This is a genomic window from Hyella patelloides LEGE 07179 (genome assembly GCF_900659865.1).
Lineage (GTDB): Bacteria > Cyanobacteriota > Cyanobacteriia > Cyanobacteriales > Xenococcaceae > Hyella > Hyella patelloides.
Genome location: NZ_LR213922.1, coordinates 1 through 16,702 on the forward strand (window position 1 = coordinate 1; position 16,702 = coordinate 16,702).

General features: G+C 36.7%; 15 protein-coding genes. 11 read left to right on the forward strand and 4 right to left on the reverse strand.

Features of this window, described 5'->3' with window-relative positions; all coding sequences use genetic code 11:
• The first annotated feature begins 441 nt into the window (after window positions 1–441).
• Both H1P_RS21105 and H1P_RS21110 read left to right on the forward strand, forming a co-directional pair.
• The gene (locus H1P_RS21105) at window positions 442–1,062 is read left to right on the forward strand and encodes a DedA family protein (protein WP_144871051.1); all 621 of its coding nucleotides are present in this window, start codon (window positions 442–444) and stop codon (window positions 1,060–1,062) included.
• Between the two features lie 350 nt (window positions 1,063–1,412).
• Window positions 1,413–1,685, forward strand: coding sequence for a PFE-CTERM domain-containing protein (locus H1P_RS21110; RefSeq protein WP_144871053.1), 273 nt, complete (start codon window positions 1,413–1,415; stop codon window positions 1,683–1,685).
• Window positions 1,686–2,177: 492 nt separating this feature from the next.
• Here H1P_RS21110 and H1P_RS21115 read toward each other — a convergent pair whose 3' ends face one another.
• Window positions 2,178–2,588, reverse strand: a complete 411-nt coding sequence (locus tag H1P_RS21115; protein WP_144871055.1) for a VOC family protein — start codon at window positions 2,586–2,588, stop codon at window positions 2,178–2,180.
• A 277-nt stretch (window positions 2,589–2,865) separates the two neighbouring features.
• Complete coding sequence (locus H1P_RS21120; RefSeq protein WP_144871057.1) at window positions 2,866–3,075, reverse strand: Na-translocating system protein MpsC family protein; 210 nt, start codon at window positions 3,073–3,075, stop codon at window positions 2,866–2,868.
• Between the two features lie 407 nt (window positions 3,076–3,482).
• Between H1P_RS21120 and H1P_RS21125 the strand changes: the two genes are divergently transcribed.
• From H1P_RS21125 to H1P_RS21140, 4 genes are all read left to right on the forward strand, one after another.
• The gene (locus H1P_RS21125) at window positions 3,483–4,208 is read left to right on the forward strand and encodes a DUF6658 family protein (protein WP_144871059.1); all 726 of its coding nucleotides are present in this window, start codon (window positions 3,483–3,485) and stop codon (window positions 4,206–4,208) included.
• A 43-nt stretch (window positions 4,209–4,251) separates the two neighbouring features.
• Window positions 4,252–4,470, forward strand: a complete 219-nt coding sequence (locus H1P_RS21130) for a hypothetical protein (protein ID WP_144871061.1) — start codon at window positions 4,252–4,254, stop codon at window positions 4,468–4,470.
• 521 nt (window positions 4,471–4,991) lie between these two features.
• On the forward strand, window positions 4,992–6,404 hold the full coding sequence (locus H1P_RS21135; RefSeq protein WP_144871063.1) for an FAD-binding domain-containing protein: 1,413 nt from the start codon (window positions 4,992–4,994) through the stop codon (window positions 6,402–6,404).
• A gap of 163 nt (window positions 6,405–6,567) precedes the next feature.
• Window positions 6,568–6,843, forward strand: a complete 276-nt coding sequence (locus H1P_RS21140; RefSeq protein WP_222427157.1) for a hypothetical protein — start codon at window positions 6,568–6,570, stop codon at window positions 6,841–6,843.
• Here the strand turns inward: H1P_RS21140 and H1P_RS21145 are convergent.
• A complete protein-coding gene (locus H1P_RS21145; RefSeq protein WP_144871067.1) occupies window positions 6,840–7,541 on the reverse strand; it encodes a succinate dehydrogenase cytochrome b subunit in 702 nt (233 codons plus the stop codon). The two genes, H1P_RS21140 and H1P_RS21145, sit on opposite strands and share 4 nt — an antisense overlap.
• Before the next feature lie 111 nt (window positions 7,542–7,652).
• Here H1P_RS21145 and H1P_RS21150 point away from each other — a divergent pair, with 111 nt between their 5' ends.
• The 4 genes from H1P_RS21150 (at window position 7,653) to H1P_RS21165 (ending at window position 13,165) form a co-directional block, all read left to right on the forward strand.
• The gene (locus tag H1P_RS21150) at window positions 7,653–8,150 is read left to right on the forward strand and encodes an HNH endonuclease (RefSeq protein WP_144871069.1); all 498 of its coding nucleotides are present in this window, start codon (window positions 7,653–7,655) and stop codon (window positions 8,148–8,150) included.
• A 136-nt stretch (window positions 8,151–8,286) separates the two neighbouring features.
• Window positions 8,287–9,525, forward strand: coding sequence for a DHH family phosphoesterase (locus H1P_RS21155; RefSeq protein WP_144871071.1), 1,239 nt, complete (start codon window positions 8,287–8,289; stop codon window positions 9,523–9,525).
• Window positions 9,526–10,086: 561 nt separating this feature from the next.
• Entirely contained in the window at window positions 10,087–11,385 is a 1,299-nt protein-coding gene (locus tag H1P_RS21160) for a GspE/PulE/PilB domain-containing protein (protein ID WP_144871073.1), read from the forward strand.
• A gap of 97 nt (window positions 11,386–11,482) precedes the next feature.
• Entirely contained in the window at window positions 11,483–13,165 is a 1,683-nt protein-coding gene (locus H1P_RS21165; protein ID WP_246141870.1) for a GAF domain-containing sensor histidine kinase, read from the forward strand.
• Between the two features lie 103 nt (window positions 13,166–13,268).
• Here the strand turns inward: H1P_RS21165 and priA are convergent, their stop codons facing one another.
• On the reverse strand, window positions 13,269–15,809 hold the full coding sequence (gene priA / locus H1P_RS21170) for a primosomal protein N' (RefSeq protein WP_144871075.1): 2,541 nt from the start codon (window positions 15,807–15,809) through the stop codon (window positions 13,269–13,271).
• 193 nt (window positions 15,810–16,002) lie between these two features.
• Between priA and H1P_RS21175 the strand changes: the two genes are divergently transcribed.
• On the forward strand, window positions 16,003–16,500 hold the full coding sequence (locus tag H1P_RS21175; RefSeq protein ID WP_144871077.1) for an acyl-CoA thioesterase: 498 nt from the start codon (window positions 16,003–16,005) through the stop codon (window positions 16,498–16,500).
• The last annotated feature ends 202 nt before the right edge of the window (window positions 16,501–16,702 follow it).

The following is a 16,702-nucleotide window of genomic DNA, read 5'->3' on the forward strand; positions in this document are numbered from 1 at the left end:
CGGCGTTGGTAATTTGATGTATGACGTACAAAAGCAAGACTTGCCCATGTCGAGGAAACCTTATCCGAAGGTGTATCCTTTAGGGCGACGGGCTTCCTTGCTCAATGTTTCTGTTCGTAGCTTGGAGCTTCAAAGCTCTAAGCTCTAAGCTTCTTGCTCCGTCCCTATGTTCGAGGTTTCCTCGAACGGGGCGTGCGTGACCGAAGGGAATCCTTTAGGGCTTTTTTAAGAAGAGTACAGTATGAAAATTTAAAAATCATACCTTGATTCACCAACGCCGTAGTTTCTATTTGAAACTACTATGTTTGTAATCGACCAATTATTGTTTTCCCGATTCATCGTATTTGTATCGCTGACATCACAACTTCAAAAGCTTAGTTGACACTTCAGCCTAGTTCGCGTCAAGATGTGGAAGAAGGTAAACTTTTGTAATGATCTTTAATGACTGTCGAGTTGCTGTCTTTAGAAAATGCCCAAGAACTTGCTCGCCAATACGGTTATTGGGCGATATTTTTGGGGATTGCCATTGAAAACACAGGTATTCCCCTGCCAGGAGAAACTATTACAATTGTGGGCGGTTTCTTAGCAGGGAGTGGAGAACTAGGCTACTGGGGTGTTTTAGGCTCTGCCATCGCTGGTGCTGTTTTAGGAGACAGTTTTGGCTACTGGGTTGGCAAAACAGGTGGTTGGCAGTTTTTGCTTAGAGTAGGACGCATTTTTCGCCTAGAAGAAGAAAAACTAAACATTGCTAAAGAAAAATATGCCCAGAATGCAGCAAAGGCGGTTTTTTTTGGTCGCTTCATCACTTTATTGCGGATTTTCGCTGGCCCTCTCGCGGGAATTACCCAAATGCCTTACAAAAAGTTTCTACTATACAATATCGGTGGTGCAACAGTTTGGGCAACCGTGATTGTCAGTTTATCTTTCTTTTTAGGACGCATTGTTTCTTTACAACAGATTGTTAGCTGGGTAGCTCAAGCAGGAGTTGCTGCTTTGGTAATTGCTGTTATTGCTTTATCAATTCCTGTAATTATCGATTACACTCGCAAGAAAGCTAGTTAAGAAGTACAAAATATTTGATGTTGTATCTTGATTTGATAACTTTGATTTCACTTCAGTAGAAATCTGTAAGTATATTCTTGGTTAAGTATTCGATCTGGTTTTCACCCTTGCTTAAAAACAATAGTACTATTAAATTCAGGCAACTGAAGGTTACTTATACCAATTAAAAGACAAAATACAATAGGTAAATTTTAAGGTGGGGTTTACCTCGTCCTACTTTTGATTTTTACTATCCATAAAAATGTGGAATTAATACTTTAATTGTTCAATGGGATAGTATTCATCGCCACGATAGTGGTATTGATGGAGAAATTACTTTTCAAGTACAATTATTTGAGACTGCCTCAACTTTGGCTCGTTTTGCCTATAGCGATATTGATTTTGGAAACGCCTCTTTTGACTTTGGTGCTGGCGCAACCATTGGTTATCAAGCATCATCCACTAATGCCGATCAATTTAGCTTTAATTCCCATGTTTTAGCGAATGGTGATGTGATTGATGTGACTGCTGTTCCTTTTGAATTTTCGCCCACTCTCGGTATTTTACTCGTAGGTGCTGGTTTTGGGTTAAAGCGCAGAAGAAATTATTATCAAGCTAAAACTAAAAAAGTAGATTTAAGCTAGTATTTTTATTCTTTAAATTCCTCAAATTAATTGCTTTTGCGATCGCTTTTAAACTAGTCTATCAGAAAAAGCGATCGCTAAATTATTTTGAAAAGAGTAAAGCCAGAACAGATTTTACAATCACATTGTAACTACTATTATCTTTATGGATTAGTTGAACCAGTGGGAGGTAGAAGCTGCTTGGTGCGCGTTCGGTAAGTCCGCGAATGCGCGAGGTTTCCAAGGGAAGTTTAATGTTTATGGCTTCCTCTGATAGCAGCTTTGTCACAGGCGCACTCTATGACGTTACAGGTGGACAACTATCTGCTTGAGGGGGCTAAAAGTACAGAATTCAAATCTAAGCACCATGTAAATTTTAGGAAGTAAACATAAGCTGGGCATTGCTGTTTCTGTAGGCTTTCTCTAGATGGACAACTTATAGGTTTGAGGCTTCCTCAAACCCAGTATCCTCAGCTTGTAATCCTCGTCCGTCCTCTAAAGGCGGAGTACTGTTTATTCTGCACCCACCATTTGAGACTCTTGAATCAGTTCGATTAAATTACCTTCAGGATCGCGTACCAATGCTAATTTAATTCCCCAGTTTTTAAAGTTCCAGGGTTGAGATACGATTTCGACTTCTTTTCCTTCTAAATATTTACAGGCTTCATCTATATTTTTAACGCCTAAACTTACTGCTATCGCATCATCTTTCGTTCCAAATGAAACAAGAGTTTGATTGCCAAAATATTCTTTGAGTATAGTACGACACATTATAGTTAGTTTTGTTTTACCGCTTGTTAGTTCGGCATAGCGATCAATTTGAGAAACAAAAGTGGCTTTTAGTCCTAAAATATCTCGATAAAACTGCAAACAAGTGTTGTAGTCATTGACATATAGTCTGGTATAAGCAAAATCAAATTTCATGTTTTATTTCTCTCAATAACCTCAATTATTAGAATCTATTCGATCGATTAAATTAAAGCGAACAAAAGTTTTTAAACTTTTATCATGAGTCAGATTCATGATGAATTAAATTATCAGCAGAGTAATCAATACTTGGAATAAGTTACCATGAATAAAACCTGTTTTTATTATTTTTTACGCAATCTATCTTTAGATAAATGTAACGCAAATTTAAGGGCGATAAAGTTAAATAGTAAGCTGAGACGTATCTACTGAGTCGATCTCGCTAGAACTGACCTCAGCTTGTATGTGCCTTGTTGGGTCGCTTCTCACTAAGGGATCGATTTATTAACGTTAGTGCATCTTCGATCAAAATTGCCAGTTGGTTGCCAAAAGGCTGGCAGGTTACTTTCCTTGGAAAATGTTTTAGTTTTTGGCGATACAGTTTTTGTCTATCTTGAGAAAGATTTCTTTCTAGTTGCCCGCTAGTCGGTAAGTTTTTATCCATTATTGTTTATTGGGGTAGACTATTGACACCAAGCTGTTTTTTTCAAGAGAGGGTTACTGCTTTAGGAGTTAGTTGCAAGAGCTAACTTGCCATATAAAAATCTTAAAACAATATAAAGTTTTGTGTGGGGCAAAAGTTATATTTTTTCTTTTAAGACAATAAATATATGTCAATAAACCGATTGAATTTAGTTGCTAATAAGAAATTAGGATGAGGGATCGTTTTTTTTGTAACTAGATATTAAAGAAGACAAACAATCAATTAATTGGTTCGGTATTGCCTTTTCTGTAACTATTAACCTATTTAAATAACTATTAATCTATTGAGATCATTGTACTTTTGATAAAACTATCAACTCTTTGTTTTTTTATGTGCTACATAAGAAATGTAACAATCAAGAGTAAACAATGAAGAAGCTCGTTCAAATTATAAAATCTCTGAAACTGAAGCAAGTCTTCACCGTATTCTTAGCAGGGTTTTTATTAGTCATCAGTACAGCCTGTAGTAACGGTAATGTAACTCAAACTGAAGGTAAAGCCGATACTGATACTGATACAGCTAACAAAACAATGCCTGATACTTACAATGATGATGCCGATCGGTCTCTTGAAGGCGGTATGAATGGCTATAATGACGACACCAGATATGATGCAGAAACTAAGGCTAAAGCAAAAACATTGGTTGATACAGCTAAAAGCCGTCAAAAAGATAATTTAGGTGACTCGGTCGAAAGCATTATTGACCGTGCTGGTAATAAAATAGAAGAAGCTCAGAAAGAGATACCCCAAGCTATTGAAGATCAAAAAGAAGATGCGGTACAGGATGTCAAAAAAAGAACCAGTACTCTGAAAAACAATCTGGAAAATGTCTCCAATGAGGCTCAAAAAACCTTAAAAGAAGCTACCGATACGGCTCAAGATGCAATAGAAGATGGCACTGAAGCCACTACAGAAACAGCTACAGAAATTCAAAAAAACTTGGACGATAAAATAGAAGAAGCGCAAAAAGAAGATGTAGTACAAGATGTAAAACAAAGAACCAGCACTCTGAAAAACAATCTGGAAAATGTCCCCGATGAGGCTCAAAAAACCTTAAAAGAAGCTACCGATACGGCTCAATGCAATAGAAGATAGCACTAAAGCCACTACAGAAACAGCTACAGAAATTACCGAAAACTTGGGCGACACAATAGAAGAAGTTCAAAAAGAAGAGGTAGTAAAGGATGTAGCTAAAAGAACCAGCACTCTGAAAGATAATCTGGAAAATGTCCCCGATGAGTCTCAAAAAATCTTAAAAGAAGCTACCGATACGGCTCAAGATGCAATAGAAGATGGCACCAAAGCCACTACAGAAACAGCTACAGAAATTACCGAAAACGTTAAAGACTTAAGCTAAACTCATGATTTGATTAAGGGCGCGAGTAATCGCGCCTCGATACAAAATAAGATGTAGCAATCCTATTTAACCAGCTATAAGCTTTGTTTAATTCCTCCACTTCTTGCATAGTGGAATAAGGCATAATCGTGGGTTTAATTCCCTAACTATGCAAGTCTTGCCCATAGCTTATAGCCTATAGCAAGAAAGCTAATCGCTACGCGATTTTAAGTTGTGCAAATTGTGTAGCTAAATGTCTTTTGTCAACAGGGTAATTGCACTTGTCAAGAAAACTTCGATGTACCTCACAGTTATTGATTCTTTGTCTCATATTAGTTTTCCAAAATCATTTAGGTCTATTTAGGATTGCTATATCTTAAGTTGACAACAGATAAAAAACACCGATCTTATTGGCTTTTAAATACTTTTAATCAAAAATATGAAGATATGATTGTCGATTGAGAATTATTGGCACTGCTATTGCGAAGAATTGTATTTTTGAGATAAATTACTTTTAGAACAAAAATACTTACTCAATATTTATGTCTGATTTAATTTTGTTTTGGCATCGTGGTGATTTACGTGTTTCAGATAACATTGGTTTAAGCGTAGCCAGGCAAAAAAGTTCTCACATAGCAGGTTTATTTTGCATTGACAAGGATATCCTGAGTCGAGATGATGTAGCACCAGCTAGAGTAAAATACATGATTGGTTGTTTAGCAGAGTTAGAGCAAAGTTATCAGAGCTTAGGTAGTAAGCTATTAATTGTTCAAGGGAAACCTGTCAAAGTAATTCCTCAACTAGCAAAAACTTTAAAAGCCAAAGCGGTATACTGGAATCTTGATGTCGAACCATACTCGAAAAAACGCGATCGCGAAGTGGCAACGGCACTAGAAGAAAACGAAATTACTGTTGCTACTTTCTGGGATAAATTATTGCATTACCCAGGAGAAGTTCTTACCCAATCAGAAGCACCCTACAAAGTTTATACTCCTTTTTGGCGTAATTGGAATCAACAAGCAAAACCAGCGATCGCAAAAAATCTTGAATCTCTTCAAGGCTTAGAAGATACTGATATAGAAGGAGTTATCAAATTACCCACAGCAGAATTATTAGGTTTTAAATGGGATAATCCTCTCTTACTAAAACCTGGAGAAAAAGCAGCTAAAGAGCAGTTAGAGCATTTTTGCGATCGCTCAATCTATGAATATGACGAACAGAGAAACTTTCCTTGGGTAAATGGCACATCTTTATTAAGTGCTGCGTTGAAATTTGGTGCAATTGGGATTCGTACAGTGTGGCAAGCTACTACAGAGGCTTTAACTAATTGTCGCAGCGATGAAGCTAAAGAGAATATCATTACCTGGCAAAAAGAGTTAGCCTGGCGCGAATTTTATCAGCATTGTTTGCATTTTTTCCCTGAATTAGAGCAGGGTGCTTATCGCAAAGAATTTAAAGAATTTCCTTGGGATAATAACCAATCTCATTTTCAGGCTTGGTGTGAAGGAAAAACAGGTTATCCGATTGTTGACGCAGCTATGAGACAGTTGAATGAAACAGGGTGGATGCATAATCGCTGTCGCATGATCGTAGCTAGTTTTTTAACCAAGGACTTAATTATAGATTGGCAATGGGGGGAAAAATACTTTATGCAAAAGCTCTTTGATGGAGATTTAGCTTCTAATAATGGGGGTTGGCAGTGGAGTGCTTCTAGTGGGATGGATCCCAAACCTCTCAGAATTTTTAATCCTGCATCTCAAGCACAAAAATTCGATCCTGAAGCAGAATATATTCGTGAATGGTTGCCAGAATTGCGCTCTATTGATACTGAGTGTTTAGTTACAGGTAAAATTACCGATTTAGAACGTTATAGCTGTAATTATCCCCAAAAAATTGTCGATCATAAAGTACAACAGCGTAAGTTTAAGGAATTGTATAAACAACAAAAAGAATGATTAGGGAGGTAATTAGGTAATAAGTGACAACCAACAAACACCAACTAACCACTAATTGATAACTGACGATCTTTCTCAGTAAATTTTCAGTATTTTCTCTGAAGGGTTTCAGCCAAATAAAAGATAGTAACGATCGATTAACTTAACTATGGAGCGATCAAAAATGATGAATCAATCAGAAGAGGCTTATCCTACTATTGAGCTTGACTTCGTTCAAGAAACCATTAAAAGATATATTGCAAAACATCCCCATTCTGCTCGTGAAATTGCTTTGCAGCTTTTAGCACAACTGAAAGAACAGCGTCAAAAACAGCATGAGCTAGAACAGAAGTATGATGAACTACTTGCCAGCTACCTCAATGTTAATGATGCTTACTTGGATACTTTGCGCTTATTAAACGATCGCACAGTTATTGAAAGTGAACCCAATATCATTTAACCAATCACACCAAAATAGATTGTTAAAGGAAGTGCGATAAAACCCAGAGTAATCACAACCGCTAAGATTAAAGATACTCCGTAAATTAAAGAGCTAGTTCGTCCATTTAAGACTCCTAAAGATTGCCATGCACTCCAAATTCCGTGACGCAGATGAACACCTAAAAAAGTGATAAATCCCAAATAACCAAAAGCATAAACAGGGTTGTGAAACTTCTCGATGACTAATTTGCCTAAATCTCTCATGGCTACTCCATCAATTGTCGTGGAATAGTAAGTACCAAACTTAAAACTTAAGAGATGCCACACCAGAAACCCGATGATAGTAATGCCTGTAATTGTCATGGAGCGAGAGCTTAAAGACTGTTTACTTGGTATACCAGCACTCTCAAGCTGATTATAAGATTCAGGACGCGATCGCTTTGCTTTCAGATGAATCGAAATTCCCACTACAATATGAAAAACTACGGCGGTTAGTAAAATCAATTCCACTCCATAAAGTAGAAAACTCAAACTATTGAGCCAATGAGCCAATTGATTATAAGCTTCGCGATCGCTAAGTAGTACCAAATTAGCGATCATGTGAAATAAAACAAAAAGAGTTAGTCCTAAGCCAGTAACTCCTGTAATAATTTTTTTACCCAGAGAGGAGTTATAGAAATTGAGCCAATTAGTTTGGCGTTCATTAATAATAGTCATTTACTCAATTATTCGTTATCAATTATCAATTATCCCTCGTTCGGTATCCTTTTTCCTCACTCTCTAACGAGTCTGTGCTACCATTTCTCATAAAATAATAGAATAATTAATATGGGTAAGGTTCTGGTACTGAATGCTTCCTACGAACCATTAAATATCACAAGTTGGCGTAGGGCTATTGTATTGTTGCTTAAAGGTAAAGCAGAACAACTCGAACACAGTAATCGAGTTCTTTATGCAGATTTGCCTTTTCCTACTGTAATCCGTCTGCGTTACTATGTTAGAGTACCATACAAAGAAATCCCTTTAACAAGACGGAACGTTTTAGAGCGCGATCGCAATACTTGTCAGTACTGTAACACCAAAAGAGATCAATTAACCCTCGATCATGTTTTACCCCGTTCCCGTGGTGGTGGAGATACTTGGGAAAACCTAGTAGCTGCTTGTGTTCGTTGCAATGTGAAAAAAGGCAACCGTACCCCTAAAGAAGCTAACATGAATTTGTTGACTAAACCTCGACGACCTCATAGCAGTTTACACTTTGAATTGCTCAAGTGTACTCAGGGTAACCACAATCAGGAATGGAAGAAATACGTGATCGGAATTTGAGCTATCAGATACTATAGAGAATGCAGCCTCATGATAGACTTTTACTCTATATATAAATATAACTATATATATATAACTCAACTATTATAAGTTCTGCCGTATAAATTGGTGATTTTTTGATTACCACAACAAAATAATGTCTTCTAATCTAACTACTTTTCCTCACAATAATTCCGATCAAAACCACCCTCAAACCACCGCAGAGTTGGTTAAAGCTTCAACTGATGATTCCGTAGAATTATCATCAAAAAATAACACAGAAATATCCAATTCCATCACAAAACAGTTACAAACTGTTTTAGAAAAACACAGAGATGAGTCTCAAATTATTGTAATCCAAGACTTTCCCGATCCTGATGCACTTTCTAGCGCGTGGGCGTATAAGCTAATAGCAGAAAATTACAATATTCACTGTGACATTGTTTATGGAGGTAGATTATCCCATCAGGAAAATATCGCCCTAGTTAAACTAACAAACCTACCCGCAGAACGTCATACGGTAGAATCACTGCAAAAAATAGACCTTTCTACTTATCAAGGCTGTGTATTGGTTGATAGTCAAGGGACTAATAGCCAATTGTATCCAATAATAGAAGCAGCAGAAATTCCTTTCATTGCGGTGATGGATCACCATACTAAACAGAGAGAGTTAGAAGCCGAATTTGTCGATTTGCGTCCTCAAATCCGCGCTACTGCTACTATTTTGACTCAATATATCCAACAAGGGCTATTAGAATTCGATAGGAACAATAAAACTCATGTGAAATGTGCCACCTCTTTAATGCACGGTTTACGCTCTGATACTAATCGCTTAATGCAAGCTCAGGAAGAAGAGTTTTTGGCTGCTGCTTATCTCAGTAGTTTTTATGACTCCCAATTACTAAATGCTGTTTTGCAGTCTGCGCGATCGCGTCGAGTCATGGATGTTATTGAAAGAGCTTTGCGTAACCGCATCATTAAAAACAACTTCTCTCTTTCTGGTGTTGGTTATCTTCGTTATGAAAATCGTGATGCTATTCCTCAAGCTGCTGATTTCCTCGTTACAGAAGAAGATATCCACACTGCTGTAGTATATGGCATTGTTCATCATGAAGACCAAGATATTGAGTTGGTCATTGGTTCTTTAAGAACAACCAAACTAACCCTCGATCCTGATGAATTCATCAAAGAAACTTTTGGTAAAGATGCTCAAGGAAGATTCTTCGGTGGTGGTAGATATATGGCTGGTGGTTTTGAGATTCCTGTAGGCTTTTTAGGTAGCTTTAACGACAACTCTGATTATGCCAAGCTGAAATGGGAAGTCTTTGATAAGCAAATTAAACAAAAGCTACTTCGTCTAGTAAATCCAGACGATAATTTGATTCAAACCGATTAAACCAACACAGGATTAGAAATATTTTTGGTTAAGAAGCATTTCCTCCTTTCATTCTTTATCAATTATCGATCAAACGTTAGTAATCTAAAAATACTGTATCTTCAGTCAAGAAGTGAGCGCGAGGTTTTCTTATAAGCTAAGATGCTCCTTCTTTTCTTTTTTGTGCAATATCCGCAGAGGATAAGAAATTATACTAAATCCTATTTATACCGAATCCGAATTATATACCCAATTTATAGATGAAACCGTTAAACCCACTCCAAGACGTATCATGATACGTATCTACACTGGATATTTATTGGGGGTTTTACTAAACGGATTTGGGATTACACAACAATTATTATCGGTACAATCGTTAAATTGTGTAGAGACTTAAATGATTTTTCTTCGTTCTATTGCTACACTTGTGGGTCAGTTTGGGTAACTTAGAATTAAAGGTCAGACAAATTTTTGTCTTATTTTAGTAATTTTAATATTTTAAAAGTAAATTTTTACGAAGTCAGAAGAAGCTTTATTGTTTCATCTGTGACCAAAAATTGACTACAAACTGCAGTATAAATAATGTCTCAATTTGATTCTTTATATAAAATGATAGCAGATTATGAAGCTGTATTCAACTTAATTGATAGTGTATTTTCTTTGGAATGTTGTCTTCACTATCAAATATTACCTTTAGAGTTATCTGATAACCATTTAGTTTTAGGGATGGTTGACCCTAAAGACAAAAAAACAATTCAACACATTCAACCCCTAATAAGTTCTCTCGATTATAGTTTTCATACTCAAGCTATAGATGCTCAAACTCATCAGTTAGTTTTGGCAGCTTATCTTAAAAAAGGTAATCCCTCAAATTCTTCTTCTAATAATTCGATTCAACCATCCAAACTCACTACTACCTCTGCAACTTTAATCGATCTTCCCGAAGAAGCAAAAAGTAATTCGTCTTTAAATAACTCTGCGACTTTAATCGATCTTCCCGAAGAAGCAAAAAGTAATTCGTCTTTAAATAACTCTGCGACTTTAATCGATCTTCCCGAAGAAGCAAAAAGTAATTCGTCTTTGAATAACTCTGCAACTTTAATCGATCTTCCCGAACAGCAAGAAGCAACACCTTCTGCTAAGGAACTTTATGAAAGACCAACTTTTATTGTTAATAACAAACAAGAAAAAATAACTAATAAGGAGGAGCAATCACAAATCTTTTTTAGTGAACCACAAATTAATAATGTCGAAGTAACTAATAATACTTCTATTTGCACTCATAAAAAAAGCGAACAAAATATTCATTTAGCTCTCAAAGCCAACTATTCTGCTAGTCCTTTAGAATCTTTAATCAACTTACCTCCAGAATCATTATGGCAAGAATTATTATCGAGAATTGTCTCAAAAGGAATTGGAAGACTTTATTTACAGCAACATCATAATTATGGTCGCATATTATGCTGTCAAGATGGAATAGTTCAATCTTCTCTCGATAAAGTTCCTCTTGCACTATTTGAAGAAATAATCAAAGAAATAAAAATGATGGCAAAACTGCCATTAACTAAATTAAAAAAGGCGCAAAAAGTAGCATTACAAAGATATTATAATCACGAAAGAGTCTTATTACGTATTGAGTTTTTGATAGGAAAATTGGGAGAAGAAATCACCCTTCAAGTTTTAAGAGGTCAAGCACTCAAGTTTTATGAGCAAAGTCAAGCAGATAAAACTTTAGATCAAGCGATTTATTTGGCGCAAAAATTAGAAAAGAGTCTTAAGAAAATTAGAAGGTGTCAAAATTCTGCCAATGTCGGTGATTTAAGTACTTTAAAAGCAATTATGCGACAAGTAGAAAAGCAATTGAATTTACTAGAATTTTAGGCTATCCACTTAATAAGAAATGAATATTATCTGCAACATCTAATATATTAAGTATGAAAGATCCGAAATATAGTTAAGAACTTATTATTTATCGTCAGTGATTACACCAGTTACTTTAATGTTAAAAAAAGAATCAAATCAGCTAGAAACAATAATTGCTGAAAGAACAAAGGTTACAGCAACTATTATTGATAAAGTCCGTCGTTCTCAGGATATCAATACAATCTTTAAGGTGACTACTCAAGAGATGCGTCAAGCTTTACAAAGCGATCGCGTGATTATATATCAATTTAATTCTGACTGGAGTGGTCAAGTAGTTGCTGAATCAGTAGCTAGCGGTTGGATTTCACTTTTAATTGAATCAGATAAAAATGAAATAGTAGGTGGTGGTCATCTTAAGGGCGATCGCTGTTTGCTCAGAAATTGGTCTTACGGAGAACAAGGAGATATCACTAAAGTTGATACTTTCCTTCAAGAAACTCAAGGGGGAAAATATACTAATCGACAACAGTTTACCGCGGTTGATGACATCTATACCCAAGGTTTTTCTGATTGTTACATTGAGTCACTAGAAAAGTATCAAGCCAAAGCCTATTTAATTGTTCCCATATTTCAACATGAAATACTTTGGGGTTTATTTGCAACCTATCAAAATAATGGAGTACGAGTCTGGAATCAGCTAGAAATTGACTTAACGATCCAAGTTGCTAATCATTTAGCTGTGGCAGTACAACAAGCAGAATATGTTAATCGACTCCAACAAAAAACAATTAATCTGGAAAAAACTTTAAAAGAATTACAGCAGACTCAACAACAATTAATTCAACAAGAAAAACTAGCAGCATTAGGTCAATTAATTGCAGGAATCGCCCATGAAATTAATACTCCCTTGGGGGCAATTCAAGCCTCAGCTAGCAATAATACTAAAGCTTCCTTGGCTGCGATCGCAGATTTTCCAGAACTATCTCAATATTTAACAGAAGAAGAAACTGAAGTTTTTTCACATTTGATAGAGCAGACTGTTACTAGTAAAATGCTTTTTTCTTCTAAGGAAAAACGTTCTTTAAAACGCCAAATTACCAAGCAACTAAAAGAATATAATATTGATAATCCGAGACAGGTTGCTGATATTTTGATTTATCTTGGAGTTTACGAGAATATTGATGATTACTTTTGTTTATTGCAGCATTCACAAGTTAATTTTATTTTAGATGTAGCATATAACTTGACTAGCTTAGTAATAAATAATCGAACTATTCTTACCTCAGTAGAAAAAGCTTCTAAAGTTGTTTTTGCCCTCAAGAATTATGCTCGCTTTGACCAAAGTGACACAAAACAGTTAGTAAGCATTACCGATGGTATAGAAACTATTTTACAAATTTATCACAATCAATTAAAACAAAATATTGAAGTTATTCGTAATTATCAAAATAATTCTTTGATTTGGTGTTATCCTGACGAATTAATTCAAGTCTGGACAAATCTAATTCATAACAGTATTCAGGCAATGAAACAAGGAGGAACTCTAACTATTACTACGAAAAAAGAAAGTAATGGCATACAAATAACAATTATGGATTCAGGTTGCGGTATTCCCACAAATATTAGAGAGCGAATATTTGAGCCATTTTTTACTACCAAACCCACAGGAGAAGGTAGTGGTTTAGGATTACATATTTGTCAGAAAATTATTGATAAACATCAAGGAAATATTGCTGTGGAGAGTGAGCCAGGAACAACTATATTTAGCATTTGGCTACCTTTCGGCAATCAACAGTGAACAGTTATCAATTACAGTAGTTGAAGTAAATATTAAGATACTTTATCTTTTTTTGTTTTCTATCCTCAACCAACAAATTTAGTTTTATCCAAGTATTTATCATTTAATCAATATTAATTGGATCGACATCGATAGTCATGCTGACAGCTTGAGAGCAATGTTCTTTTAAACTGCTTAAGTCTGGTAAGTTGCTAGTCTGAGTTTCGGTATTTTTTAAGAGAATTTGCCAACGGTAACGGCGGGCTACTTTCATGATACTGGCAGGAGCAGGCCCTAAAACTGACCATGATTCATCCAGTAGATCGATACAAGCATCAGCGATCGCTGATGCATTTTTCTGGACTTCCGATTCTTCAATGCTACTGAGTCGAATTAAAATTAAACTACCATAGGGCGGATAACTTAAAGCTTGTCTTTGTTCTAATTCGGTGGTGCTAAAACTAGCATAATCGTGGTGTTTGACGGTTCTAATTACGGGGTGTTCTGGAGAATAGGTTTGAATGATTACTTTTCCTGGTTCGTCTCCTCTACCTGCTCTACCTGCTACCTGGGTTAAGGTTTGAAAGGCTCTTTCGGCTGCGCGATAATCAGAGCGATGTAATAAACCATCAGCCGAAACTACTCCTACTAGTGTTACTCCTGCAATATCTAAACCTTTAGTCAGCATTTGTGTCCCCACTAAAATATCAGCTTCTTTGGAGATGAAACGAGCGATTAAATCTCTATGAGCATTTTTTCTGCGGGTAGTGTCACTATCAAAACGAATTACCCTGAGATCGGGATACAGCTTACTAATTTCTTGGGTCACTTTTTGCGTACCGCTACCAAAAAACTTGAGATAAGGAGAACAACATTGCGGACAAGTATCGGGTTGTAGACTGGTATAGTTGCAGTAGTGACAGCGCAATAGTTTGGCTGCTCCTTCATGGGTGTAGTGATAGGAAAGGGAAACATCACAATGGGGACATTCCATTACAAAACCACAACTACGACAAGAAACAAAAGTGCTATGTCCTCTACGGGGTATAAATAGAATGGCTTGCTGTTGTCTAGCTTGGATGTCTGTGATCGCATTTTGTAGGGAAAGGCTAAATACCGATTTGTTTCCTCGGTTTAATTCTTCCCGCATATCTACAATCTCTACAGGTGGTAACGGGCGCGAACCGATTCTTTCTGGTAATGATAGGTAATATGTTGTTTGATTATCGATTGGGCGAATGCCATTGGTTCCTACCTCGCGACAATTAACTAAACTCTCTAAAGAGGGTGTAGCAGAACCTAAAATGAGGGGACAATTGTTTAATTCTGCTCGCCAATTAGCTACGGTACGAGCATGATAGGTAGGGATGGGGCGATTTTGTTTAAAGCTAGAGTCGTGTTCTTCATCTAAGACAATTAAACCTAGATTGGGTAAAGGAGCAAAAATAGCGGAGCGAGTACCAATAATAATTTGGGGTTCGCCTTGGATAGTTTGTCTCCAAGTGTCGTATCTTTCCCCGTCGGAGAGTTTACTGTGATAAACACATACTTGTTCGCCAAAACGAGCGCGAAAGCGATCGGTTAGTTGGGGTGTTAAACCAATTTCAGGTACTAAAACTAATGCAGATTTACCTTGCTCCAAGATAGTAGCGATCGCTTGTAAATAAACTTCTGTTTTTCCCGAACCTGTAACGCCGTGGAGTAATAGCTGTGCGTATCCTGTTTGATTATTAATTTCCTTGAGTGCTGTAGCTTGATCTGGGGTTAATTGTTGGGGAATATCGGTTTTTTGCGCGATTCCTTGTTCTTTTCTGAGGATTTCTCGTTCGGAAAAAGTAATGTAACCAAGAGCTATGATTTTATTCAAAGTTGCTGCGGTGGTACGTGCTTCTTTGATAAGTGCTTTTTTCCACATTTCACCCCCATTGTTACGGAGGATTTGCAAAATTTCCGTTTGTCTGGGAGTTAGATCTTCGAGCCAAGATTCTATAACTAAAGTCACTGCTGTTTGCAACTTTGCTTGAATGCGTCGGGGTGATTCGAGATAGCTTTCGATCCAATTGCGTTTGCTTAATTCTCTAATTCCTCTGCTTGCTCCTTTTACCTGAGAGCGCAGATAGTTAATACTGTAATTGCCATCTTTTTGCTGCTGTAATAGCTGTAAAATTTGTCTTGCAACGTTAGAACAAAAGGTTTCCGCACCAGGAGGAAGTTTATTTTGACACAGGCGAATTCTTCTTTGCGATCGCCCTAATAACCCTGGTGGTAAAGCGACTTTAATCGCACTCATTAAATCTGTTAGATAATATTCAGCGACTCGTTGCAATAATTGCCAATAATCATCAGGAAAAAACCCCGAACTAATGACATCTTCGACATCACGAATCCGCTCTCGATCTAAATCTGCTGGTGGTGTTTCTAAAAGGCGAATTACGATTCCACCAGTAACTTGCATCCCAAAAGGTACACTTACTATATCTCCTAACTGTACGCTTAAATCTTTTGGCAGACTATAAGTATACAAGCCTTGTACCCCAGGAACATCAACTAAAATCTCCGCCCACTGTTGCTGAGAGGATGCTGTATGATGATATTCCTCTGTCGGTTCAGCCACTAAAGAAGTAGCAGAGGGAGCAGTTAGATAAGAGCGATCGCTATTTACCATGAATCAATCTCGGTTTTAAGCTGTTAATTTCGTACAAATATACCATTTGCACTTCGTTTCCGAATCAATGAAGCCAAATATTTAAGAATTGTTCAAAAGGAATCAATATATGGTTAGTTACAGGTCAATCGAAGCAAAGCTATACTAAATATCTGAATAATTCTTTTATCAGTATTTCTTGACTTCGATCTGTATGAATCAAAAAAACTCCGACAAACCAAAATTACCCACATCTGCTATTGAGACAAAAAAAGGATTTGATGCAGAAACAGAACATTGGTTTGAATATACAGTAAAAGCCCAACCCCATCATACTGATTATGCTGGAGTAGTGTGGCATGGTACTTATCTTACTTGGATGGAAACTGCTAGAGTAGAGTGTTTACGCTCTATTGGCGTTGATTTTGCTGAATTAGTGACTTTGGGTTGTGATTTACCAGTAGTAGATTTATCTTTAAAGTACCATCGCCCTATTCGTCTGGGAACAAAAGCTATTGTCAGAACTCGCCTTACTGAAACAGTGGGGGTTCGCATTCACTGGGATTACGAAATTAAATCGGTAGACTACCAAGAATTATTCGTCACGGGAAGAGTAACTTTAGTGGGAGTAGATCGCGAACATGGAAAAATTATTCGTAAGCTTCCTGCTAATTTACAAAGTGCTTTAGTGAAAATTCAGCAACCCAATTAATCGAAGTTACCGAGTCACCGAGTCAATAATAAGTAATTAGTTAGGATTACTTTATAGCCCTGGATGCGGTATGGTATTAAATCCCACCTTCCGCACGTCAAAATGTAATACTTAGGAATTCAGGAACATTAAGCAGTTAATCCTTAAGAAATTCAGCCAAAATAATTGTTTTCGATATGGTTCGGAAATAATATGCTTAGAA